At 54.0% G+C, this 24,776-nt stretch carries 24 protein-coding genes; 5 read left to right on the top strand and 19 right to left on the bottom strand.

Features of this window, described 5'->3' with window-relative positions; all coding sequences use genetic code 11:
• Positions 1-54: 54 nt before the first annotated feature.
• Genes NFU04_RS09995 through NFU04_RS09925 form a run of 15 tightly spaced genes read right to left on the bottom strand, consistent with a single transcriptional unit; the run spans position 55 to position 15,459 of the window.
• Complete coding sequence (locus tag NFU04_RS09995; RefSeq protein ID WP_251309295.1) at positions 55-1,029, bottom strand: hypothetical protein; 975 nt, start codon at positions 1,027-1,029, stop codon at positions 55-57.
• Entirely contained in the window at positions 1,026-2,207 is a 1,182-nt protein-coding gene (locus NFU04_RS09990; protein WP_251309294.1) for a hypothetical protein, read from the bottom strand. Before NFU04_RS09990 ends, NFU04_RS09995 begins: the two co-directional genes overlap by 4 nt.
• Positions 2,204-3,991, bottom strand: coding sequence for an asparagine synthase (glutamine-hydrolyzing) (asnB, locus tag NFU04_RS09985; RefSeq protein ID WP_251309293.1), 1,788 nt, complete (start codon positions 3,989-3,991; stop codon positions 2,204-2,206). The genes NFU04_RS09990 and asnB overlap by 4 nt, the downstream gene beginning before the upstream one ends.
• A gap of 1 nt (position 3,992) precedes the next feature.
• Positions 3,993-4,544, bottom strand: a complete 552-nt coding sequence (locus tag NFU04_RS09980; RefSeq protein WP_251309292.1) for a sugar transferase — start codon at positions 4,542-4,544, stop codon at positions 3,993-3,995.
• The gene (locus NFU04_RS09975) at positions 4,541-5,347 is read right to left on the bottom strand and encodes an aldolase/citrate lyase family protein (protein ID WP_251309291.1); all 807 of its coding nucleotides are present in this window, start codon (positions 5,345-5,347) and stop codon (positions 4,541-4,543) included. The genes NFU04_RS09980 and NFU04_RS09975 overlap by 4 nt, the downstream gene beginning before the upstream one ends.
• Positions 5,348-5,349: 2 nt before the next feature.
• On the bottom strand, positions 5,350-6,837 hold the full coding sequence (murJ, locus tag NFU04_RS09970; RefSeq protein ID WP_251309290.1) for a murein biosynthesis integral membrane protein MurJ: 1,488 nt from the start codon (positions 6,835-6,837) through the stop codon (positions 5,350-5,352).
• Positions 6,830-7,567: an acylneuraminate cytidylyltransferase family protein gene (locus NFU04_RS09965; RefSeq protein WP_251309289.1), complete on the bottom strand. Its 738-nt coding sequence runs from the start codon at positions 7,565-7,567 to the stop codon at positions 6,830-6,832. Before NFU04_RS09965 ends, murJ begins: the two co-directional genes overlap by 8 nt.
• Positions 7,560-8,615, bottom strand: coding sequence for a nucleotidyltransferase family protein (locus tag NFU04_RS09960; protein WP_251309288.1), 1,056 nt, complete (start codon positions 8,613-8,615; stop codon positions 7,560-7,562). The genes NFU04_RS09965 and NFU04_RS09960 overlap by 8 nt, the downstream gene beginning before the upstream one ends.
• Before the next feature lie 29 nt (positions 8,616-8,644).
• Positions 8,645-9,292, bottom strand: a complete 648-nt coding sequence (locus NFU04_RS09955) for an acetyltransferase (protein ID WP_251309287.1) — start codon at positions 9,290-9,292, stop codon at positions 8,645-8,647.
• A complete protein-coding gene (gene neuB, locus NFU04_RS09950) occupies positions 9,289-10,353 on the bottom strand; it encodes an N-acetylneuraminate synthase (protein WP_285835138.1) in 1,065 nt (354 codons plus the stop codon). Before neuB ends, NFU04_RS09955 begins: the two co-directional genes overlap by 4 nt.
• A 2-nt stretch (positions 10,354-10,355) precedes the next feature.
• Positions 10,356-11,036, bottom strand: a complete 681-nt coding sequence (locus NFU04_RS09945) for a PIG-L deacetylase family protein (RefSeq protein WP_251309286.1) — start codon at positions 11,034-11,036, stop codon at positions 10,356-10,358.
• The gene (locus NFU04_RS09940; protein WP_251309285.1) at positions 11,033-11,938 is read right to left on the bottom strand and encodes a formyltransferase family protein; all 906 of its coding nucleotides are present in this window, start codon (positions 11,936-11,938) and stop codon (positions 11,033-11,035) included. The genes NFU04_RS09945 and NFU04_RS09940 overlap by 4 nt, the downstream gene beginning before the upstream one ends.
• Positions 11,935-13,101 carry a UDP-N-acetylglucosamine 2-epimerase gene (neuC, locus tag NFU04_RS09935; RefSeq protein WP_251309284.1) on the bottom strand — a complete coding sequence of 389 codons (1,167 nt, stop codon included), beginning with the start codon at positions 13,099-13,101 and terminating at the stop codon, positions 11,935-11,937. Before neuC ends, NFU04_RS09940 begins: the two co-directional genes overlap by 4 nt.
• Positions 13,101-14,261: a LegC family aminotransferase gene (locus tag NFU04_RS09930; RefSeq protein WP_251309283.1), complete on the bottom strand. Its 1,161-nt coding sequence runs from the start codon at positions 14,259-14,261 to the stop codon at positions 13,101-13,103. Before NFU04_RS09930 ends, neuC begins: the two co-directional genes overlap by 1 nt.
• 7 nt (positions 14,262-14,268) lie before the next feature.
• The gene (locus NFU04_RS09925) at positions 14,269-15,459 is read right to left on the bottom strand and encodes a UDP-N-acetylglucosamine 4,6-dehydratase (protein WP_251309282.1); all 1,191 of its coding nucleotides are present in this window, start codon (positions 15,457-15,459) and stop codon (positions 14,269-14,271) included.
• 149 nt (positions 15,460-15,608) lie between these two features.
• Between NFU04_RS09925 and NFU04_RS09920 the strand changes: the two genes are divergently transcribed.
• Positions 15,609-15,908, top strand: a complete 300-nt coding sequence (locus NFU04_RS09920) for a hypothetical protein (RefSeq protein ID WP_251309281.1) — start codon at positions 15,609-15,611, stop codon at positions 15,906-15,908.
• Positions 15,909-16,370: 462 nt separating this feature from the next.
• On the opposite strand, the gene NFU04_RS09915 is transcribed toward NFU04_RS09920, so the two are convergent.
• The 3 genes from NFU04_RS09915 to NFU04_RS09905 form a co-directional block, all read right to left on the bottom strand.
• Positions 16,371-17,489: an ISAs1 family transposase gene (locus NFU04_RS09915; protein WP_251309280.1), complete on the bottom strand. Its 1,119-nt coding sequence runs from the start codon at positions 17,487-17,489 to the stop codon at positions 16,371-16,373.
• A gap of 155 nt (positions 17,490-17,644) precedes the next feature.
• Positions 17,645-17,854: a transposase family protein gene (locus tag NFU04_RS09910; RefSeq protein ID WP_459382082.1), complete on the bottom strand. Its 210-nt coding sequence runs from the start codon at positions 17,852-17,854 to the stop codon at positions 17,645-17,647.
• Between the two features lie 240 nt (positions 17,855-18,094).
• Positions 18,095-19,228: a Wzz/FepE/Etk N-terminal domain-containing protein gene (locus NFU04_RS09905; protein ID WP_251309279.1), complete on the bottom strand. Its 1,134-nt coding sequence runs from the start codon at positions 19,226-19,228 to the stop codon at positions 18,095-18,097.
• Between the two features lie 476 nt (positions 19,229-19,704).
• Between NFU04_RS09905 and NFU04_RS09900 the strand changes: the two genes are divergently transcribed.
• The 4 genes from NFU04_RS09900 (at position 19,705) to NFU04_RS09885 (ending at position 24,146) form a co-directional block, all read left to right on the top strand.
• Positions 19,705-21,162, top strand: a complete 1,458-nt coding sequence (locus NFU04_RS09900) for a Na+/H+ antiporter NhaC family protein (protein ID WP_251309278.1) — start codon at positions 19,705-19,707, stop codon at positions 21,160-21,162.
• Positions 21,163-21,189: 27 nt separating this feature from the next.
• A complete protein-coding gene (locus NFU04_RS09895; RefSeq protein WP_251309277.1) occupies positions 21,190-22,302 on the top strand; it encodes a class II histone deacetylase in 1,113 nt (370 codons plus the stop codon).
• Positions 22,303-22,558: 256 nt separating this feature from the next.
• A complete protein-coding gene (locus NFU04_RS09890; RefSeq protein WP_251309276.1) occupies positions 22,559-23,353 on the top strand; it encodes a helix-turn-helix transcriptional regulator in 795 nt (264 codons plus the stop codon).
• A 358-nt stretch (positions 23,354-23,711) separates the two neighbouring features.
• The gene (locus tag NFU04_RS09885; RefSeq protein ID WP_251309275.1) at positions 23,712-24,146 is read left to right on the top strand and encodes an REP-associated tyrosine transposase; all 435 of its coding nucleotides are present in this window, start codon (positions 23,712-23,714) and stop codon (positions 24,144-24,146) included.
• A 268-nt stretch (positions 24,147-24,414) separates the two neighbouring features.
• Here the strand turns inward: NFU04_RS09885 and NFU04_RS09880 are convergent.
• Positions 24,415-24,776, bottom strand: a 362-nt coding sequence (locus NFU04_RS09880) for an integrase core domain-containing protein (protein ID WP_251309274.1), incomplete at its 5' end; no start/stop codon positions are given.

The raw sequence follows: 24,776 nt of genomic DNA, 5'->3' as shown, positions 1-24,776 counted from the left end.
AGATGACCCCATAACACATTCAACTATCAGGACTCACAGAAAAAGGCAGCCCAGCTAAACAAAACCAGGCTTCGAGAAGAGAGATCGAGCAGCCTGCCTTATAATATAGTCAGAAAATAAAATAAATAATGAAAAAATAAAGCTAAAAGCCATCAACCCTTCTAACAAGCAACCAATCGAGTAGACCAAAAAAACACCAAGCGACAATCTAGATTTATTAAGAAAGAGAAACAGGAGCGAAAAAAACCAAAACAAAACAAGCATGGAAAACCTAAGAAAGTCCTCACCAAAAGCAGAAAAGAGGACTCCCCTCTCAAGAACACTCATCATCAAACCTAAAAAACTAAAACCTTCAAGCTCTTCAATACTTTTCAGGCTCACAGCCGAAGCAGAGCCGAACCTAACAGGATCAATAAAAAAGAAAAACTTGTGGAAAATCGACCCAGAAAACACTAGAAAAAGAATAGAGAAAGAAAATAAAAAAACAAACTTTTTAAGCTTTGAGAGCAAAGACCACTTCATGGAAAATAAAAAAATCAACACCAAGCCAAGAAAGCAACCAGTACTGAGAAATGAATAAAAGAAAGACAAGAATATGAATTTAAAAGACTGCTGCCGCCAGAAAAAATGTGCCACAACGACATAAATTGCAACCATTGTCAAAACAGAGCGGTAACTAAAAAAAGCGGGGAGGAAAAATACAGACATAGAAATAAACCTCACTCGCCAGGGGACTTTCAAGAAGGCCAAAACTGGAAGAACATAAACAACAAGCAAGATACCTTGAACAAATGAAAATTCAGAAAAACTATAAAAAGGAAACACCAGAAAATATCGTATCTTATGAATAATCTCTAAGCTCCCCAAATCAGCACCAACCGCCACCGAGTTGATTTGGCTAAAAAAACCATCAACATCTTCGGAGAACATCCCTCCGCCGAAAAAAGAGTTACCCATAAGAAAGGCCGCCAAAGCCAAAAGAAATGCAAAAAAGCAGACAACCCCTTTTTTCTCATAGGAAAAGCTCACAAAACAACCCTCTCAACCACAGAAATTACATTTTTCAACGCACGACCTTTATACAAAAAATCAAGCTCCCTATCCTTTTCAAACTCTTTAAAAATTGCACCCCTTAACTGCTCCGGGTGTACAACACCAGTAGACATCCCTATTTTTTCATATGACTCAAGAGTTGAGAAAACAGTCTTCTCTATCGAAACTAGGCCAAGACCCATAGCCTTACCTTCAACACCAACAGTACTAATAGCTGTGACAACCACATCTGTTCTTGAAAGGCGATCAATTAGGCTTTCCTTCGGATCAGACAGCTTGCAGAAAGGGTAAGCCGAATAGTCATACTCCTGACTAGGATGCGGTCTAAAATAGACATCAACAACCCCTTCGGACGCCAACCTATTAAGTTCATCACGAATAGCACATTCAATACCTTGAACAGCATTTCTTAAGTCAAGATAAGGATGTTTTTCTGGCAACTCACAGTCTGCAAGAAGTACTCTTGGCACACCTAAATCATTAGGGATCCACCTTGCCAACTTTAATGGGTCAAAAACGGGCGACCCTGTCACCTTGACAACATCAACATCAACACAAGTTTTTGAGAGCAACTCACCCTTAACAAAATCATTTAATACACAGATTCGATCTGCAAGCCCAAAATCAGCAACATCAGAAACTCCACCTCGAATCCAGAGGTTATCGTTAACACATACACTGGGCAAACATAGTTCTTTTGCCACAATCAATGCAGCCCGCTCTGCCCTAGGAGCATTAGTTGTAATAACAGCATCAACGTGAAGTTCATCAATAATCTTTCGAAGAGAGGCAACAGGCAAAAACGCCGCTCGGCCTTTCTTGCGATACAGCTCATATGCTTCGCCCTCATCCTTCAACTGATTCACCAGATCAAAAAAGGACGAACCTAGATATGCTACCGTTTCCTCTCGTGGCACCACACCGTTCTCTGGAACATCCACAGCCAACTGCTGCCCGTAGGCTTGAATATCTGAAGAGCGGGTAAACGCAAAGTCCCGAAACCCCAGGCTCGGTATCCCCTGCTCCCGCATATATGAGCCCGCCGATGTCAATGCAAGCACGGTAACGCGGTACCGCAGCGAGAGTTCAGCATAGAGCGGCGCCAACACTTTCATATGGCCGCCGCCATAACACACCATCAGAATATGCTTCATCGGTCCATAAACTCTCTACACCAGTACTCAAACGCCATCAATGCCCGAATCTCACGGGTGTTATTCTCACGCTCCTCGCAGTGCTCAACCAATAGCTGTTCAACATAATCATAGTCAAACAAACCGCGGGACCGGGTGCGCTTACTTAGTAGCAAGTCCTCACACAATGGCCGAATTTCCTTTTTGAACCAGTCACCAACCGGAACGGTGAACATCTGCTTCTTGCGGTAGGCCAGCCCATCACCAATTAGGCCAGACACAGCTTTCTTATAAAAATATTTGGTTTCACCCTGGCTCAGCTTCAGCTCACCGGGCATTGAAAATGCATGTTCGATAAGGCGATAATCCAGAAAAGGAGCCCGATTCTCAATCGATACCGCCATCCCCATCCGGTCCGGCTTGACCAGATTATTTCCTGACAGCAATAGCTCGGTATCTACAAACAGGGTCTGGTTGATTCTCCCCATATGCCGGGAGCGTTCCAGTTCCTTCCCTACAACCGCCAACACCGAAAACTCAGGGTCCAACTGCGCTCGCACATTATCAGAAAGAAGCCGCTCAAGGCCCCGGTTATCGAACAGGCTGATATTATCTATATAGCGCCGGCCGAATTCGTCGTCACTGTAGAATTCCACCTCGTCACTGCTAAAAAAATTTTTGTATTTATCATATCCTGCGTACAGTTCATCCGCCCCATCCCCCGTAAGAACCATCTTCACATCTTGGGAGGCCAGTTCAGCGACCTTATAGGTTGGAAGGAACGACACATCACCGTGGGGTTGATCACAGTGGTAGATGGCCATCGGCCAGAGAGACAGTAGATTGGGCTGCACAATTTCCAGTTTATGAAGGGTGTTAAACCGTGTAGCAGCCTCTTGTGCATAAGGCGATTCATCGTACTTCGGGTCATCAAAACCGATGCTATATGTTCGCACGGGCTGGTTCATATGCTTGCTCATGAGCCCAACCACAGTGGACGAGTCCACGCCACCAGACAGGAAGGCACCAAAGGGCACATCTGCCCGAAGCCGGATGCGCACGGAGTCATCCAGCAATTCGTTGAACTCCTCAATCCACTGGGTCTCTGATTTCTGCTCTAGCTGAATGCGAGACAGATCCCACCAGCATTTCTCCCGGATTCCGGAGTGATCACACCGCAGATAATGTCCCGGCTTAACATGCCTCACTCTGTCAAATAGAGTGAATGGCTGGGGCACGTAGTTCAGGCCGAAAAACAGGTTCATGGCGGTATGATCCAGGCCTGGCTTGGCCGGCAACAGACTAAGGATCGCCTTGATTTCAGAACCAAATACCAGAGCGGAGTCATCACAATGATAGTACAGCGGCTTTTCACCGACGCGATCACGAAACAGGAACAATGCCTCTTCCCGGGCATCGTATATAGCAATGGCGAACATGCCGTTAAGCTGACTCAGGCCGCCGATGCCCTCTTTTTCGTACAGCCTGAGGATCACCTCAGTATCGCAGTGTGTACGGCATTCCCAGGGTGAGCCCTTTAAATCACCGGAAATTTCCACGTGATTAAAAATCTCACCATTCTGGACCACTACCACTTTGCCATCGTCTGAAATAAACGGCTGGCTGCCATGTTCCAGATCGAGAATGGACAACCGTTGATTTCCCAGAGCTACCCCATGCTCTGGCTTATGCCAGATTCCCCGGGAGTCCGGGCCTCTGTGGCGTATGGAGTCACCCATAGCGATCAGCTGGGAATCTTGGTAACGGACACTGTCAAATCCGTAGTACCCAAAAATGCCACACATTCTAGTTACCACCTTTGGTAAGAACTTGCTTCACAGTCAGCACAATAATCTTGATATCAAAACTCAGAGAGTAGGAGCGAACATACTCGGCATCCAGCTCATAGCGCTGCTTCCAGGTCGCATCCGAGCGCAATTTTGCCTGGGCTAACCCGGTAATCCCTGGCAACACACTGTTCCGAATATCCCATTGCTCCTGAGTATACTCTGACCTCTGCCCCAGTACGTTAGGCCGTGGCCCCACGAGGCTCATGTCACCCTTCAGGACGTTGATTAATTGCGGCAACTCATCAATGCTGGTTTTGCGCAAAAACTGACCGATTTTCGTTATACGCGGATCATTCGTCTGAGTACTGTGGCTGCCCAGCTGTTCGGAATTCACCACCATACTTCGGAACTTGTAGATATTGAACGGCTTTCCATGAAGGCCAACCCTCACCTGCCGAAAAAGAGCCGGACCACCATCACGGCGAATCAGTAACGGAATTACGATGAACACTGGCGAAAATACAAGAAGAGCCATCACAGACATCACAATGTCGAACGATCGTTTCACAGCTTACCCACCACTTTTTTCACCCCAGCCTGGAATTCCAGGTGTTTGGCATTGAGGGAATCGGCATCCATTTTTAGCAATGCCTTACGCTCTTCCATCAGGCGCTCAAGCTCAGTCCGGAATGAGAAACCATCATTAAGCGCTTCTACGCTGTCGGCACCGGCATGAAATGCACGTGAGAGGATCACACCAGACGAACCAAGCCGAACGTGCTCCGCCATCACCAACTCGCCCGGCACATCACCTTGGCCAATACGGGCGATACCACCAAAACCACAGGGCTTCTCAACATTCCTGAGGCTTTGCTCTATCAGGCCGGAAGCGACCGGCTCAAACATGAACTGAAGCCCTAGATCCAGATGCAGATCATTCAACCCGATGTGAAGTTCATCCACACAGTACAGCGCTGCTATCGAACCGATCTGGTCCAGAGCACTTCCAGTTTCAACCAGTGGCATAAAGCGAACTCTCCCATCAATACAGCGCCCAAACTCCAGCACCTCCTCGGCCGAATGAAACATAGGCTGCATAATGATATCGGCGCCCGCTTTGATCGCCTCGTCAACCTCCTTTTCGGTGCCCTCATGCAGGGGGTTCAACCGCACCAGCAATTCGGCGCTTGTAAGCGCTGCTTTCACACGGGCCACATCGTTAATACTATGACGGCTAATTACTGTATTGAGATGCCCTTGCCGATCCACCTTGCCATGAATCTCAAGGTCAACGAAGATCCGGGTAACCCCGGCCTGTTCAGCAGCCCGAGCAACCTCCGGAGATCTTGTGATGTATAAGTAATTAAACATTCTTAACTTATCCTAAAAATCCGTGTTCGCAAGCCATGGTGACAGAACGCAGATGCCACCAAAGCCAGCCCTCCCGAAAATACCGTGATCATCACGGAGAACCACACCCCGGGAATAGCCGACAATAATAACCAGTGCCCGGTTGCCACCAGCAGGTTCACAACTAGCACGCCAACGATAAATCGTACTGAGTGAGTATCTCTCCACAAACCTGCGCCCGGGAAACTACGCCCGAGAACCACGGCATAGAGAACTGCCAGAGCACCATAGGTTACTGTGAGGGCGATCATGATCGCCTGCAATGAGTTACCTTCACCGGCTTTAAGCACCAGAAACAACACGATACCGCCCAGCACGTTCATTACCAACGGAATCTGTGTTTTACGGGCAGCGTTAAAAACCGCCGTCATAAACGTAACCACCCCCTGAAATAGAACGCAAAACAGCCCGACACCCACTATTTGTGTCACCTCCTGCATGGCCTCAGGCGGCAAGCCACGGCCATAGACAGCCTGCGCGTACCCTTGTCTACCAATAAATAGTGTTACAACCGCAACCGTACCCAACACAAAGACTGTCTGCAAACCATAGGAAATCAGCCTCGCGAAGGTTTCACGATTCTCGCTATAGGCTTCAGAGAGCCGGGGCAGTAACACCACTCCCAGAAAAGAGACACACAGCAACAATGGCAGCTCGATCAGCCTCATGGCATAGCTGAACATGGCAACACCGCCCTCACCCACCATTGAGGCATAGGCACGTGCGACAACAGGATAGATAAACAGGATCCCACCAGATAACATAGCCTGCCAGTACCGCCGAACGAGGTCGCCGGAAATCAACCAAGGGTGAAGAGACTCAATGGGGTGAAAACCTGGCCGAACGGCGAGCAGCTGGCTAGCGTACCGGAGCGCACCCGCCGCGAGAACGCTCAATACGATAAATGTCACGTTGAATGATTCTTGTCGGATTGCGATCGACAAACCGGCAATCAGAACCACATTAAAGAAAAAGGTTCCAAAGCTGGGTACTGCAAATTTCTCCTGTGCCTGAAGCAGTGCCGTCGTCACTCCGGTAAGCACAAAAATTGGTAACAATAGAACCACAGCTGACACCCCTTTCTTCGCCACCTCTTCAATTTGCCCGGTATATCCGGGTGCCAGAAGTTCAACGAGAAAAGAAGATTTCCAAGTCAACAAGCCCGCGACGATCAGAAAAAACAAGAAAATGACAGTTGAACTTTGATAGGCTAAGGTTCGCGAGCTCGCCTTCTCAGAAGTAAAGCTTGGAACGAGTGCAGCTGTAAGAGCCCCTCCCACCAAAATATTTATCAAAACGTCCGGTAAGGTAAGTATCGTAACCGTTACATCAGCTCGCCAACTAGCGCCGTAGCCATCGGCGATAACAATTTCACGAAAAAAGCCAAGCAACCGCCCGAGCAACAGACCAAGATTGATGATAATGGAAGAATATAGGATATTTTTAAGCACAGCCGGCTTCAGCTCCCGACCTCTTGCTACTATATTTGACCATTGTTTCAGCGATAGCAAAATCAACCGCTTCATCAATATCAAGTGAGCGCTCTCTGGGCATCACGCTAGCTAGCACTACTGGAGTAAATAGCGTATTCGCGTATTTTACGGTACTAACCGGCACTACATAAACCGCCCCATTCAAGCGATACTCCTTTAAATAATCTTGCGAACGTTTGTTAGATAGCGCAATCCCTTCCAGCTCGCTTGATTCGCTCAACGTACCAACCCAAGCTGTGGGGTGATCCACCTCGCAGACAGTAACAACCGTATGCTTACTTCCCGAATTGTAGTAGCATGCCACCGCACCTTCAATATCATTTGCTATCCTCAGCGGCGATGTCGGTTGAAGAAGCACAACCGTTGTAGCATACATACCTTTGGATTCTTCAGAATTTATTACATCCAGAACCACATCCGCTGTGGTGGCTTCATCGGTGGCGAGTGCATCAGGGCGGCGGTGAAACGTAACACCTTGCGATTCATACTGGCTAGCGATGGAAAGTATTTCTTTATCATCACTAGTCACGATAATTCGGCCTTTAACCTTTGCATTTATTGCCGCCTCAATGGCCCAGCATATCAGGGGCTTCCCTGCCAACGGCAAGATATTCTTCCGTGGCAAACGTTTGCTCCCACCACGAGCAGGAATGATGATTAATGTTTCTGACAGATTTTTTTTAGTCATGCAGCAACCCCGCCACGTCCATCTGCGCTTTTCGAAAATCATCCATACGCCCGATATCCAGCCAGTACTCGTGAATGGGGAACATATTCACATGGCGCTGCTGGGCAATTTCCTGTTTCAGTAGCGTCGGCATATCTATATGCTGGCTTTTTGGAACACGCTGCACAAGCTCAGAAGCCAGGAGGTAAACACCAGCATTAACAAAGAAACGCTGCACTGGCTTTTCTACCATCGAAGTAATGTGGCGTCCCTGACTCTGAATAACGCCGTAGGGCACCTGGTACTCGTACTCACGCACACACATGGTTGCACTAGCTGGATGTTCCTGATGAAACTGCAAGAGGTTCTGAAAGTTAAGCGAGGTCAGCAAGTCTCCGTTCATCATAAACAAAGGTAGATCTATTTCATCTTTGGGTAACAGACCCAGTGCTCCACCCGTACCTAGAGGCTCCTCTTCATGGATGTACTGAATAGAAACACCCCAGTCGCCACCATCCCTAAAGTGCTCGCGAATCACCTCAGGCATATAGTGTGTTGAGATATAAAAACGGTGAAACCCCGCCCGCACAAAATTTTCAATAATCAATTGAAGGATCGGTTTATCACCAACCTTGAGCATCGGCTTGGGGCAGTCATTGGTCAGTGGTCGTAACCGTGTACCAAAGCCACCGGCCATCAGGAAGACAGGGTTATCCAGTGTTTTCTGGTTCAATAGGTCATGCAAATTCTCGAGCCCAACGATTCGCTTGTCTTCATCGACAACCGGTAACTGCAGTATCTGCTGCTGCTCCATCAGTTGAAGCAGCCTGTCACGACTCCAATCGGGGCTGGCCACACGAGGGTTGGGGTTCATTACCTCATCGACCGCAGAAGTCATCGATAGATGACGTATCAGAGCGCGCCTGATATCTCCATCGGTCAGAGTGCCCAGCAACCTGCGTTGTTCATCGGCCACTAGCACTATACGTAGAGCCGCGCGATCCAGAACTTCGATGGCAGTATCCAAAGAGGTTCCTGGCGCTACCAGTGCCGCTTCCCACTGCTTCATAGGGTTGCTCCTGCTCATATACTATCCTGTCATTTCAACGGCTTCGGGTGCCGCGGCGGCTGCCCGGTCTGTTGATGGCAAGCAGGAATATCCCGTATGACGACGGTACCTGCCCCCACCACGGCATCAGCCCCCACCGTGACACCCTGAATCAAGGTTGCACCAGGGCCAATATGCGCCCTCTCTTCCACTGTCACGCAGCCAGAGATCACCACACCAGGGGCTAGATGAGCATGCGAGCCGATGCGACCATCATGATCAAGGCGTACTGCCGTGTTTAGAATAGTGTCGTCACCAATATGACTATCGGCCTGCACGATGCTGCCTGCCATGACCTGTGCACCATGCCCCAAGCTAACGCCTGTACCCAGCACAGCGGTGGGGTGTACCAGCGTGGCAAAGCGATATCCTTTTTTCACAAAGTGTTCATGCAATCTCCTGCGCAGCCAGTTGCCAGGCATACTGCCTACGCCGTTGGCCAGCTCAAGAGTGTCAGGTGGATAGTTCAAAATTTCGTCGTCACCACCCAGCACAGGTAAACCACGCCAGCCCGTCATATCATTTGACGCCAGCTGAGGATCACAGACCCCTAATACCTGACGATTTAATGCTAGTAGAATATCCAGCACTACCTTAGCGTGCCCACCAGCCCCCAACAGAATCACCGGAAGTGTCACAGGGCGTCACCTGGCTGATACTGGCGTGTAGCTGTATCGCCCAACCGATCCCAGTAAGCGATGGCGGTGCCACCTTTTCCAGAGCGGGCCGTCGCCATATTTGCCTCAGTGAAGCTTTCACCCTCAGCAATTGAAGCCACCGCCACGAGATCTTGGCGGGCGGCCTTACGGGTATTCCACTCGCTAGGCTGTGGCACTTTCTGTCCATCCCCAAGTGCCAGGCTGATTGCGCGAATCTCTGCCACCATCCGGCATAACTCATCTGGCTCCAGGGAAGCTCGGTGGTCAGGGCCAGGTAAGTTTCTATCGAGGGTAAAGTGCTTCTCAATTATGGTGGCGCCTCGAGCGACGGCCGCTACGGGAATCAGGGTCCCTTGAGTATGGTCAGAATAACCCACCGGCAATTGGAAGGCATGTGCCAACGTATCCATTGCCTTCAGGTTGACCTCCTCCATGGGAGTCGGGTACTGCGAGGTGCAGTGCAGGAGGCTTACCTGGCCGTGCAATGCGGTACGTTGCTCGGCCTGGCTCCAGCTTTGCCATGCGGCATCAAGCGAACCAGGCGGCTCGTCATGTGCCAATGCATGGCAGACTACTGCCAAAGCCTGCTCCACCTCCGCCAGGGTAGCCATGCCGGTTGAGATTACCAACGGTTTGCCGGTGCGAGCGAAGTGCCAGAGCAGAGAACTATTAGTGATTTCCCCGGATGGCACCTTGTAGATTGGCAGGTTCAATGTTTCCAGAAACGCTAAGCTTTGCCGATCAAACGCGGTAGACAGAAATTCGATGCCGCGTCGATGTGCGTGGGCCTGAAGTGGTTCATGCCATGCCAACGGTAACTCCAACGCTTCCAGCATTGCCAGCTGACTCTCGCTGGCATCGGTGGTCTGCTGCTGATAGGCCGCTTTTGGCGCACCGACCGCGGCAAGGCGCTTGGCATTGAAGGTCTGAAACTTGACCGCATCGGCACCAGCATCGGCGGCGGCATCCACGAGCTCAAAGGCGCGCTGGCGATCTCCATTGTGGTTGACGCCAGCCTCGGCGATGATCAGAACAGACATAATCAGCGGATTTCCTTAAGTATCATGAAGGCCTCTGCCGCGGGACAATTAGCTTGGGCTCCGCGCAAAATAGCCAATGCTCGTAAACATTCGTTACTCCGGGGGAAAGGAAAAGCACCCATTTCGCCCTCATAGAGGGCCATGATATTCAGCTTCCGCTCAAGATAGCCTTCGATATTTATATAGAGATTGGGTCGGAAGCCCGGGTCATCAGGACGAATACCAAAGTCTGTCTCCGATAGCGTTTCATAAGCATAGATCGATCGTACAAACGGCGACCGGAATGTTTTGCTGGCCGAAACAACAGCATCAAACACCGATGCATGGTCGCTATGTACATCGTTACGATATGGAATAAACAAGGTATCCGGCTTGAGCTGATGGATTACCTCAGCCACCGAACCAACAAGTTTTCCTTTTCCTAGTGTGTCCAGACTTGCGGCTGGCAGCTCACACTTATAAACACCATCAAAACCGTATTCTTCGGCGACTTGGTCAATTTCTCTTTCGCGCTTTTTCCTCTGAGACTCTGAAAACCCCTGGACATTCTCAATGGACGTAACGATTAACCAATGGACGTTAGCGCCTTTGGCTTTCAGTTTCAGGAGAGTACCTCCACACCCTAAGGTTTCATCATCCGGGTGTGGAGCAACGACCAGTATTGTTGGCGATCCTTTTGTCATAAATACTCACCCTTCACGAGACTTAAACTAGGATTTATCTCTTCCAACCAAATTGCACTATTCCCACCACATTTGACGAGAACCCGTCCGAGCTGGACCTCCAACACTTTTCCAGGCTCGAAATTTAGTGGAAATGTTTCATCCGGCATACTAGTCTTCCATACCTTTATCACCCCCTCTTTAGCTGATTGGTATTCAGCACCTGGGTATGGGTGGTGCAATGCTCTAACCAAGCTATGAATAGCAAGGGCATCCATTCGCCAGTCAATGATACCATCAGCCGGGCTGCGTTTTCTCCAGTAGGTTGCCTGAGTGTGGTCTTGAGGTTGAAATTTTGCGCCACCCCGAGCCAGTGCGGGGGTGAATTCTTCTATCTGCGCCAAGGCCGTTTGGGTGATTTTCTGGTAAAGTGTACTAGCATTATCTACTGGAGAGATGGGTATGGGTTTCTGGGAAATAATCGGCCCCGAATCGGCCCCTTCATCCATCTGAAAAAATGTGGAAGCCGTTTCATTCAATCCCAGTGCTAGAGCCCAAATAATCGGATGTCGCCCTCGATTCTTAGGCAAAGCCGCTGGGTGAAAGCCGATCACCCCTCTAGGCGCAGCCGACAACAACTCCGTTCCTAACAGTGAGCTCCATCCAAAACAGAACACAATGTCAGCACTGACAGCCCTGATAAACACTGTCGCCGCTTGCTGATTTTCATAAAAATGAACAATACCTGGATCTGCTTTCGCCTCCGCCACACAACCTGACAGATCATAAAAGTCGGAATTAAAAGATGAGGCCTGCTTCGTGATAACGCCGGCGACGGTGCAGATACCCGCCAACTCTAACTCAAATAGCTTCTGAAGGGCCAGGCCACTAAATTCAACGCAGCCAATAAAACATATTCTCATGGTAATTCCAAGTCATGGAAAGCTTTGAAGATGATTTTCTGTCCGGAAACACTCTTCAGAGACTTAATGATCTTTTCAGCTACGTTTCCATCTCCGTATGGATTAGCAGCTTGAGTGCACTTCTGACGGTGGGCGGGTGATAGCGCTGTTTTCAATGCCCGACGAATAGCTTCCAAACCATCCTCAGACTGAACAACGCTTTCGGGTTTTAGCCGACCTCTCTGCCGGATACCGATATCCACTGTCGGCACCCCCATAGCCGGTGCCTCGAGAAGTCCGCTGGATGAATTTCCAACAACAGCTCCACAAACCTTCATAAGACTCAGATAGCGGATCTGGCCAAGAGATGTAGTGAGCAGGACACTTTCCGGATGCTTTTTTGCGAAACTTTGCATCACTGGAATAAGTTCACGTCCATGGGTATCTGCATTCGGAAAGGTCAATACAACTTTAACATCTGGCAGCAACTCCTCCAGCGCTGTCAAAAGATCCCGCAACGATTCAATTCCCCCACCCTCTTTCAGGGTGACCGGATGATATGTTACGAGAAGTGGAAGCTCACCCAGTTTGAAGTTCAGCGAATGCTCTAGCTGTGTTTGATCAAGCAGCTTAAGACGACGGATGTTCTCAATCGCCGGCGCCCCGACATTGAAAACCCGATCTGGCTGTTCACCAAGCTGAATGACCCGATTGCGATACCTTTCTGTACTTGTGAAATGCAGCTGGGCCATCTTGGTGATGGCATGACGGATAGCCTCATCAATCAAGCCTTCAGTGAGTTCGCCTCCGTGAATATGAGCCAGCGGAACTTGCATGACCATGGCTGTCTGTGCAATAGCCAAAGCTTCAAACCGGTCTCCCAAGACGACCAGCCAGTCAGGGCGCAAGCGATCCAGGGCATCCGCAAAGCCAATGGCTCCCACCCCCATGGATTTGGCAATACCCACACCTGTTCCCGAAGAAAGCAGCATCTCTACCCGGGCATCAATCGTAAAACCATCCTGCTCAATCGCAGCAACGGTCTCACCAAATTCTGGCGAGAGGTGCATACCGCTGACAATGAGCTGGAGCTCCAATGACTTGTCTTTTTCAATTTCCTTCATTAACCAATACAGCAGGCCGTACTCAGCCCGCGTGCCAGTAAACACCGCAATACGTTGCACTAGGCCGCCCCCCCACTACCTTCAATACGAATTCCGCTGGGAAGGTTTACTACTCGCTCCTCCAGCCACAAGGCATTGGCTAGGTTACCTGCCGGCGCACTGGTATACATGGGTAGGCGGTTCATTAGCTGCCAGATGGGGCGAGTCATCACCCCTTGGTCATTAGTGACCTTGAGCAGCTTATCCCGCTGTGCGCGGTCGCTACAGATTACCGCATTGAGCCAGTAGTTACTGCGGCAGCCGTCTGGCTCGGTCACGAAGGTCAGCCCACTGCCTGCCAAGCAGCGCGCGTAGTTATCAGCCAACTGTCGCTTTTCCGCGATGAATGCCTCCAACTGCTCGAGCTGGGCGCACCCCAGAGCCGCATTGAGATTGGGCAACCGGTAGTTGTACCCAAGCTCATCATGCACATATTCATAGGTGTGCGGCTGCTTGGCTGTAGTGGTCAGGTGCTTGGCTCGCTTGGCTAGCGCCTCACTGGCTAGAATCATGCCTCCGCCTCCGGTGGTGATCACCTTGTTGCCGTTAAAGCTAAGCGTGCCTAGTACGCCGAAGGTGCCAGTATGCCGACCGTGGTACGTACTGCCCAGCGACTCGGCTGCGTCTTCCACCAGTGCAATACCCCACTCTTCGCATATACGCACCAGGCCTCCAAGGTCCGCCGGGTGACCGAAGGTATGCATTGGCAGGCAGGCACGTATCGCCGCATGATCATTGCGACTGCGGCACTGCCCCTGATCGTCGCGATAGGCATGCTCATCCAGCCAAGCTGCCAATGCTGTGGGCGACAACCCTAGAGTATGGTGATCCACGTCGACGAAGATCGGTATGGCGCCACAGTAGGCAATGGCATTGCAGGTGGCCACGAAGGTCAACGGCTGGGTGATAACATAGTCACCCGGCACAACCCCGACCAGCCGCAGCGCCAGATGCAGAGCAGCCGTACCGTTGACCGTGGCTACCGCTCCAGGGCTTCCTGTGTAGGTTGCCATATCCTGCTCAAATCGGTCGACAAAAGCCCCTACGCTCGACACGAAGGTCGAATCAATGGTATCAACTACATAACCCTTTTCGTTGCCCCGGAACACAGGAGCATGTAAAGGGATAAAATCGTTTGTCCGGTAGTGATTCCGTATAAATTCTATAAGCTGATGGCCCACGGGCGCCTCACATTTTACTGTCGAGATATTTACCAGTTTCTTTATGCCCGAAATCCGGAATCATTCGGAAGAACAGTTCGACAAGCCCCCCCTTGGTCCAAGCTAGGTCCTGCTTCATTCCTAGAACACGAGATTCAAACTCTGTCAGCAGAGCTTCGTCAAAGACTGGATCATTCTTGATGATGCCAAGATTGACGAAGCGATCCATGTCTAGGACTTCTTTATCGGTAAAGAACTCCTCAAAGTCCTTTTCGCCAGTAGTATCGCTGCTAGTGAAGAGGCATGGCCACTCCCCCTGTTCCGGAAGCGTTTTCACTAATGCCCTGGCTTCATCTTCATCGTTGCACAACACAGGCTCATAGCCTTTTTCTTTGAGAAACTTTACCGCTATATCGGCAAATGAAATCAGATGCAACTCCTCGCTCAGCTTCGGGAAAAAGATATCGCGATTGTCACCAAAGATACAGGACATCAGGCATAGTTCACCGGACTCCTTGGGGGTCACAAAATAACGGCGTACATCGTTGGGGGCGACAATTGGCTGACGCTTTTCCAGACGCTGGTTGAAACCATGCAGCAGTGAGCCATCCGAGAACGCCACATTGGCAAAACGGGCAGTGGAAATATCTATCTTCAGGCTTTGGCGCATCAGGAACATCTCCATGATGCGCTTCGAAGCACCCATCATATTAACGGGGTTTGCAGCCTTATCTGTAGATACACAAAAATACTTCTTGGCGCCAGCCTTAACGGCCTGTCGTAGCGTCTTGTCCGTATTGAATACGTTGACATCAATCATGCGCATTAGCGTATAAGGGTCTTTCTCACTGCGCACATGCTTCAGCGCGGACAGATTCAGGATATAGTCGTATCCACCATCCGCTTTAAAGAAGGCATCGTATTCAACTGAACCAATATCAAGCGCGAAAGTGCGAAAATCACCGGGGATGTATCCGAAGCTGCTGCGGATATCGCGCACCAGCTCTACCAGATTATTTTCGCTGATATCGACAACGTGAAGCTTGCCAGGGTTACGCTTGAAGATTTCTTTAGTGACTGCTTGGCCTATGGAACCAGCACCGCCAAGCACTAGGAAGCGAGATTGGCCGACAACCTCAGAAAGCTTTTCCTCACTATTGCAAATATCGGAAGAAAACAGCTCTTTCTCTCGACCAATCAGCTTAAGAATTGAGCTCATAATTAAATCCATAGATTTAGCTTCTTGGAAATGTAAGCAAAGGCATTAGATAGGCAATCTGCACTAAGCTTAGTACGAAAAGTTGTTAACACGTAGGCAGCACAACCTTTCCCAGTAGCAGTGGACACCCCATCAAGCTGGGAAAATGCATGAAAGCCATCACACCGCAAGAATGCCCGTCAGCTAAGTTTCATCCAGCGCGGCTTTCTTCTGTTCCGCCGGATGCCACCCTTAAAATGTGCCTCCCCTTTCTGGCAATTCAAGGCGATATGGCGAACCCTAGCAAGGTATCGGCGACCTGGACCATAGTGGATTTTGCAAGCGCCTTCACGGAGAGCCACACCCAGGGACAATGGAACTTACCCTCCACAGATCAATGCTGGCAGGCCGTTCAATGCTGGCAGGCCGTTCAATGCTGGCAGGCCGTCGGCAAGCTTTTTGGCAATTAATTCGGCTGAGCTGCTGCAGTCGCAGATCATTGGCGCCTCTGACGCTTCATCCCCTTCCTGGCGGAAGCTCATCACGACACCTACCGTTTTCAAGCCCGGCCACTTATAGCTAGGTTCCTGATACTCATGAGTAAAGTCCCTGGCAGGGGAGCCTCCTAGCGCCCCCGATTCTTCTCATCAGTGACATAGGCATCCCCTTCAAAGTTGACCACCTCGGCCATGAGGAACGCTGCCTCGAAGACATCGGCCAAGGCTGGCTGATTGTCCTTCACCAAAAGGAGGTAATCCGGTGGTAAGTGCCTGATCTAAAGTTTTCATGTAGTATCCATGTCAGGATCAGGGAAAACGCATGAAAACTGTCACACCGCGAGAATGTCCGCCAGATAGGTCTCATCCAGCGCAGTTTTCTTCTGATTCCGCCGGATTCCGCCCTTGAAATGCAGGGAAAACGCATGAAAAAACTTACACCGCGAGAATGTCCGCCAGGTAGGTCTCATCCAGCGCGGCTTTCTTCTGCTTCCGCCGGATTCCGCCTTTGAAACGCTTCTCCCCCTTGAGGTAATTCAGCGCGATATGACGGATCCTGGCGAGGTTTTCCGCCGCCTGACCGCGGTGGATTTTGCAGGCATCTTCACGCAGCGCTACGTCCAGCGACCAATGAAGTTTATTTTCGACAAACCAGTGCTGGCGAGCCGCTTCGGCGAGCTTCTTGGCGCTCAGATCGGCAGAGCTGATGTAGTAACGGATCATCGGGGCTTCTGGCACCTCATCGCCTTCCTGGCGAAAGCTCATCACCACACCCACCGTTTTCATCCCAGACCACTCGTAGCTAACTTCCTGAAACTCATCGGTTATTTCGCTGACAATGTGGTAGCGCGTCTCTTGCCGACCCCGATTCCTCTCATCCGTGATATAGGCGTCACCCGTGAAGCTGGCCAGCTTGGCCATGGGAAACGCAGCCTCGAAGGCGTCAGCCAAGGCAGGCTGATTGTCCTTCACGGACAGTAGGTAATCGGCGCCCTTCTGCAGCACCTTTGTGGCGATCTTCTTCTGGCAACCCATGGCATCGATCGTCACCAGGCAGCCTTGCAGATTGAGAAGCTTTAGCAACTCGGGAATCGCCGTAATCTCGTTGGATTTCTCCACCGTCTTGACCTGCCCCAGCACCACACCATTCGCCGCGCTGAAGGCACTGACCATGTGGATTGCACCTTTGTCTTTTCCTCGGCAGTAGGATCCACGCAGTGTCTTACCATCGATGGCCACCACCGCGCCCTCCGTCACATCGTGGCAAGCCTTCATCCACTCGGCAAACGCGCTTTGCAGTTGCTCGGCATTCACCAGGGCCATCACCCTGGCCAAGGTGTCATGGCTGGGCACACCAGCCTCAAAATCACCGTACTGGCGGAGAAAGTCGAGCTTCGCGTGGCCAAAGTCTTCGATTTCGTCCCAACCCTCTGCACCACAGATCACCGCACAGTCCGTCAGGAACAGGATGTCCGACAGCTGATGCTGCACTTTCCATGCCTGGCGGAAATCGGGAACGATCGATAAATGGTGCATAAGGGACGGTGTCAGCATCGGGTCATCCATGAGGAAAAGCCGTTAGATGACCACATTAGGTTCTACTGGTAAAGCGCTACGACCCCCGTCGTAGAGCGGTTTTTCATGCGTTTTCCCTACCTGGTGGGTTTACACATCTAGCCATCATGGCCTCTACCGCGCCTTCCTTCACGTCATGGCAGGCCTTCATCCATTCGGCAAACGCGCTTTGCAGTTGCTCGGCGTTCACCAGGGCCACGCCCTGCCCAAGGTGCCATGGCTGGGCACGCCAGCCTCAAAATCACCGTATTGGCGCAGAAATCGAGTTTCGCGTGGCCAAAGTCTTCGATTTCGTCCCAACCCTCTGCACCACAGATCACCGCACAGACCGTCAGGAGTAGAATATTCGATAATTGCAGGAATCAGCGATTTGCTTGCTTGCCTGCAATCTTGCAGAGCCGCCCTGCACTTTTGCAGGTTCGAAGAAACTCGATTTCGGCGGACTTTGAAAAAATGCAGAAAATGGCATTTCGTCTGAGACCCTGCAATCTTGCGGATCCATCTGCAAAATTGCAGGGTCACGGATCGCTAACTCACTGATTTCCCTAGCAACTAGCAATAATGGAAAGGTTGTCACACTTTCATTAAGCGCTCTTCTCATGACGGTAGCTACGTAGGCTAGCAGCAAAGTGCGAAAGAAACACCAGCATTACACCGAGCATGCCACCCAAGACAAGAGAAAGCGCAAGAATCAGCGCCTTACGTGGCTCGCTCGCTGCAACCGGAGAGTAAGCATATTCCGCAACGTCCACGAGTCGTTCAACAGGGCTATTGTGCTCATTCCCAGCGCTTTCTAAGCCCACTCCAGTTTCGATCTGTAAAAGCGCATCTTGGTATTGCGCTAGCTCTCTTTCAATTCGAAGTATATCCGAGCTTCTGAGCTGCTGATCCAATGATGCCCGCAAAACGGCGTGCTCTACTTCCAGTGCCTGCAGGCCACGATAGTACTCGGGCGGAGAAAGCTGTTGCGTTATTACAGGCTCATCGATTCCCAATCGACGTGCTATCGCAATAGCCTGCTCTAGCTCGAACAGCTGCTGCATCCGCTCGGACTGCAATTGTGCCACTTGATAATCCAGCAGTGATTCAAGCCGGGCCACCTCGGCCTCAATTTCGCCAACAAGAATTTGAATGCGCTCTGACCATAACGCTTCGGCCGTATCATTTACATAGGCATTAAGCAGCTCAGCACCCGGCTCACCTTCGTGATAGCGGTATGTCACCGCCATTCTATAGTTCCCATTGCGGTCGGCATTCAGCCCGCTAACACTCATTCGCTCACTGAACAGGCGGCGAAGGTCGCCATACTGGGAAATATTAGATGTGAAGCCTTCCTCACTCCCCTCCAGAAATCTCTCAAAATTGCTATAGCTGGAAAGTCGATTGACCAGATCCTGATATAGATCTTCAGATACTATCCACGATACCGGGTAATTGATGGCTTCACCCTCAGCCTCCTGTTCGCGCTGTTCCCTTTCGACAAATCCAGCCGCTGGTAACAGGCGATTAATATCGGCGAAGTGGCTATCTGGAGCTGGCATAGCCCTGAAGCTTGTTTCATAGGTGGAGGGGGTTATCGCCAAATAGGAAAAGGCGGCAATGACGGCAACAGCCACGCTGCCAACGATCCAGTACCAGCCTTCTATCAGCATCAGTGCCAGGTCGCGCAGGTCGATTTCGTCGTCGTTTCGATTGGGAGCGTATTCAGGAGTGCTCATCGAGCAAGCCGTCCTCTTTGGCAGGTGGCAGGGCGTTCAGGCACGCTACCGCCCGGGGATTACACCGGACGCGTTCCCATGCCCTAAAACAGTCATAGATACCGAAGGCAGCCACAGCGGTGCCGGCGCAAGGAATGATCCAGGCAGGGCTCGATCAGCCTCGGTTCGGGGCGCCGCCTTGGTTTACTCAAGCCGATGGGCCCACGGTATCGTTTTCATTGTGAGCGAGTATTCTACGCCAACGCCCGCCTGGCCTCCACGGTGAATCGCCAAGGGAATCCATAGCTTCCGCCATTTTACTCGCCCTGCCCAGCCGTGATATAGCGACACCCCGTGAAGCAATGTCTACCTTCAGCACCTCAAGGAAATATCCATCGCACTATCCCCTTGGGGATATCGCCAGGCCAGCGCCCGGGGTGCTCCACTGGCGTCACCACACCTCAACAACAGCTCTCTACAAAAACAAGGTGAACGCAATGGACAAGGCGACCTCCCATCCGCGTGGGCATGGCCTGCGCGCCGACAGCGGCCTGCGCCGCGGCTTGATCTTCCTGGCAGTGGTCCTGGTAGCCAGCTTGAGCGGCCACTGGCTGGCCGCCGAGGGGCACTACGGGGCCTATGTACTGCTGCCCACCCTGGTGGTGATCAGCATGGCGCTGATCACCCAACGCACCCTGGAGGCGCTGCTGGCCGGGGCCCTGAGCGGCTTTCTCCTGCTCTCCCCCACCACCGCCGTGCAGGAGATGGCGGTCACCGGCCTCACGGTGATGCAGGACCCCACCATGGGCTGGATCATCCTGGTCTGCGGCCTGCTGGGCAGCCTGATCGGCCTGCTGCAGTTCGCCCGGGGCACCGAGGCCTTTAGCCGCAGCGCCGGGCGCTACCTGACGACCCGCCGCGGCGCCATGCTGGGCAGCACGGGCCTGGGCGCGCTGATCTTTATCGACGACTATCTCAATGCCATGACCGTCTCGGCGGCCATGAAGCGGCTCTTCGACAAGCTGAAGATCTCCCGCTCCATGCTGGCCTATATCGTCGATTCCACGGCGGCGCCCATCTGCCTGCTGATCCCCTTCTCCACCTGGGCCATCTACCTGGCCGGCCTGCTGGAGAGCAACCGGGTGGCCGAGTCCGGCCAGGGCTTCGCCTACTACCTGGGGCTGGTGCCCTACCTCTTCTACCCCTGGGTGGCGCTGGTCCTGGTGATCCTGGTGGCCCTGGGGGTGGTGCCGGTGCTGGGCCGCATGAAGGCCGCCGAGCGGGGCGAGGAGGTACGGCTGGACGATGACGCCCTGGCCCAGCAGGAGGAAACCTGCACCCGCCGCCCGCCGCGGTTGATCAACTTCCTGCTGCCGGTAGCCACCCTGCTGCTGGCCACCTGGTGGTTCGATATCGATGCGCTGATCGGGGTGGGCTTCGCCCTGCTGGTGACCCTGGCGCTCTACGTGGCCCAGGGTATCGCCCCGCTGAACCGCCTCTTCGATGAGCTCCTGGCCGGCTTCCAGCAGATGCTGCTGCCGCTGGGCATCGTCTTCGCCGCCTTTATGCTGCAGTCGGTGAACGAGTCCCTGGGCCTCACCGAGACGCTGATCGGCTGGGTGGAGCCGCTGATGCGCAGCGCCTGGCTGCCGGGTATCACCTTCCTGGTGCTGGCGGGGCTCGCCTTCGCCACCGGCTCCTTCTGGGGCGTCTATGCCATCGCCTTCCCCATCGTGATCCCGCTGGCCCAGGCCACCGACGCCTCCCTGCCGCTGACCCTCGGCGCCATGATCTCCGCCGGTGCCTTCGGCTCCCATGCCTGTTTCTTCGGCGACTCCACGGTGCTCAGCGCCCGGGGCTGCGGCATCACCCCCATGCAACACGCCCTGACCCAGTTGCCCTATGTGCTGCTGGCGGCCGGGGTTAGCGCCAGCCTGTTCTTCCTGCTCGGCTAAACCACAACACCCACAAGGAGACTCCCCATGCGCCGTACCGCCTTCGCCTTTCACGAACACTGCCTGTGGCATGACGGTGGCCCCTGCTCGGTGTTTCCCGCCCCCGGTGGCCATGTGCAACCCGCCGGTGCCGCCGAGCACCCGGAGACCAAGCGCCGCCTGCGCAACCTGCTGGAGGTGACCGGGCTGATGGACGAGCTGGTGCCGATCAAGGGCGCCCCCGCCGAGGAGGCCGACCTGCTGCGCTTCCATACCCGTGACTACCTCGACCGCCTGGCGGCCATGAGCGAGCAGGGCTTCGGCGATGCCGGCGAGTGTGCGCCCCTGCGCAAGGACAGCTACGCGATCGCCAAACGCTCCACCGGCCAGGCCATCGCCGCCATGGACGCCGTGCTGCGCGGCGACTGCGACAACGCCTATGCCCTGTGCCGGCCGCCGGGCCACCATGCCGAGCGCGACCGGGGCCGCGGCTTCTGTCTGCTGGGCAATATCCCGGTGGCGGTGATGACCATGATGGAACGCCACGGTGTCCGTCGGGTGGCGGTGCTCGACTGGGACGTTCACCACGGCAACGGCACCCAGCAGGCCTTCTGGGAAAGCGACGAGGTGCTGGCCATCTCGCTGCACCACGATAGCAACTACCCGGTGGACAGCGGCGGCCTGGCGGAGCGCGGCGAAGGGGCCGGCTTCGGCCATACCCTCAATGTGCCGCTGCCCGCCGGTAGCGGCATCGGCGCCTACCAGGCCTGCCTGGAGCGGGTGGTGATCCCGGCACTGGAGCGCTTCCGGCCGGAGCTGATCGTGGTGGCCTGCGGTTTTGATGCCAGCGCCATGGACCCGCTGGGCTGCATGCTGCTCAATAGCACCGCCTTCGGGCGTATGACCGAGCAGTTGGTGGCCGTCGCCGAGCGGCTCTGCCAGGGGCGCCTGGTGATGGTGCACGAGGGCGGCTACTCGGAAGGCTATGTGCCCTTCTGCGGCCATGCGGTGATACAGGCGCTCTCCGGCAGCACGATCGCCGCCCGGGACCCCGCCAATGACGAGATCGCCCGCTGGGGCGGCCAGGGCCTCGAGCCCCACCAGGCCGAGCTGATCGGCCGCGCCGCCGACCTGGTGGGGGAGATTCGCGGGCCGCGGTGAGGTGGTTTGGTGTTGTGGTATATCGGGGCGCCTACGGCGCCCATCGCCGACTGAAGTCAGCTCCTACGGTGGAGATTGCCACCAGGTGGGAGCCTGCTTCAGCAGGCGATTGGGGCGGTTAGCGAGCGCTCAGATCGCCGAGAGAGGGGTGCCCTGGGGGTCCAGGCCACCATGCTATGCTAGGTTCATCGCTCTACCCCACCTCCAGATCGTCGCTTTCGATCACTTGGCCCTCTGTCGGAGTCAGTCGTCCTCCATGGCATCGCCTCCTTCCCTTCCCCCCGCCAGCCTGGTGCCCATGGCCCGGCTGGCGGACCAGGTCCGCTCCCCGGAGTTTCTGACCGGCCTCGGCCAGGCCCTGGAGGCCTACTTCCCGGGCATCAGCCAGGTGGTCTTTCATTTCGCGGCCCGGGGTCGCCCCACGGTGCTGGCCCATAACCTCAGCGCCGACCTGGAGCGCCGGGTGCTGGCCCCCTATGTGGAGCGCATGTACCTGCTCGACCCCTGCTATCGCCACTGGCAGACCGAACGCCGCGGCGGCCTGGCCAGCCTGGATGAGCTGGCCCCGGCGGGCTTTCGCCACAGCGACTACTACGCCACCTACTATCGGGACCTGGGGCTCTACGACGAGGCGTCGGCCTTCTTTCCCCTGGACGACGGCGACTGCCTGTCGCTCTCCTTCGGTTTCTATCGCCGCAATCACACGCCCAGCCAAGGCGAGCTGCTGGCCACCCTCGACTACCTCTTTCCGCTGCTCGAGGCGCTGATCCGCCAGTTCTGGCTGGCCAGCAGCCTGCACCTGCCCACCCCGGACGAGTCGCCCAGCCTGCTGCACAGCTTCGGCCAGGGAGTGCTCAGCGAGCGGGAGCGCCAGGTCGCCTGGCTGATCCTGCGCGGCCATACCGGCCCGGAGATCGCCACCGAGCTCGGCATCACCCCCGGCACCGTCAAGAATCACCGCAAGCGGCTCTACGCCAAGCTGAATATCGGCAGCCAGGCGGAGCTGTTCCGGCAATTCATGCTCTTCCAGCACCGCGAGAGCCTGGGATAGGCACCTTCCTGGCTCAGCACCTGGCCTGAGAGCCGTCGAGCATTGGTATCTGGAGCAAGAGTATGCGGCTCGTTTCTTGACTACCTGATGGCCGGAATAAGCGGAATCGCCGAATCGCCTGCTGAAGCAGGCTCCTACCACCCCAGTGGCAACCTCCACCCCGTAGGAGCTGGCTCCCCACACCCCGTAGGAGCTGGCTTTAGCCGGCGATAGCCCCAGATCGCCTGCTGAAGCAGGGTCCTACCACCCCAGTGGCAACCTGCACCCCGTAGGAGCTGGCTCCCCACACCCCGTAGGAGCTGGCTTTAGCCGGCGATCTCTTACTAAGCTATTGGCCAGCTTAATAGGAGAAAAGGTCATGGAACGACCCCACGGTGACGCGCTTCGGCTGGGGCGGCACTCCATGGTTGGTGGCCATTATCTTGTCACAGCTGTCACCAGAGACCGGGAGGCCCTTTTTCTCGAGCCCGCCGCCGCGCGCCTGGCCTGCCGCAGCTTCTACGCGGCCAGCGTTGCCTGCCACGCGGATACTCTAAGCTTCGTGGTCATGCCGGATCATATCCACTGGTTGCTCATCGTACAGGGTGAACTTTCGAAAGCGGTGCAGCGCTACAAGGCTCAAGTGAGCCATGGATTGGGGCAACCGGTATGGCAGCGTGGCTTCCACGATCGGGCGATTCGCAATGAGGCGGACCTGATGCCCGCGGCTCGCTATCTGGTGGCCAACCCACTGCGTGCCGGCCTGGTGAAAAACATCGGTGATTACCCCTATTGGAATGCCATTTGGTTATAGGAGCTTCTCCCTACTCTGTAGGAGCTAGCTTTAGCTGCGGTCCGACGCTTCGGCGATAGCCTTGTAGGAACCGACTTTAGCCGCGGTCCAACGTCTCGACGATTTGATACCTCAGCAACCGCCCCAATCGCCTGCTGAAGCAGGCTCCTACCACCCCAGTGGCAACCTGCACCCCGTAGGAGCTGGCTCCCCACACCCCGTAGGAGCTGGCTTTAGCCGGCGATAGCCCCAGATCGCCTGCTGAAGCAGGGTCCTACCACCCCAGTGGCTAACTGTGTAAACCCACCAGGTTGTTCACGGAAAGACCTAGCCGGCTAACCGGAGGATGGTAATCCAAGCTGGCATGCGGTCGATGCCAGTTGTACTGGTGAAGCCAAACCAGCAGATACCGGCCCCGCTGTTCCGAGCTGTCATAGGATCGCGCATAGGCCCATTCGCGCAGGGCGGTTTGAATAAACCGCTCTGCCTTGCCGTTGGTGCGTGGGCGATAGGGGCGGGTACGCTTGCGCTTCAGCCCCAGTCGCCGGCATAGGCGGCGGAAGGCCCGGGATCGGTAGCAGGCACCGTTGTCGGTTAGCACGCGTGTGAAGCGAACCCCCAGCCCCCGGTAGTACCGCACGGTCTCCAGCA

The sequence above is a fragment of the Halomonas sp. NCCP-2165 genome (genome assembly GCF_023708045.1).
GTDB classification, from domain to species: Bacteria; Pseudomonadota; Gammaproteobacteria; order Pseudomonadales; family Halomonadaceae; genus Bisbaumannia; species Bisbaumannia pacifica.
This window is presented reverse-complemented; position numbering and strand designations above follow the sequence as displayed.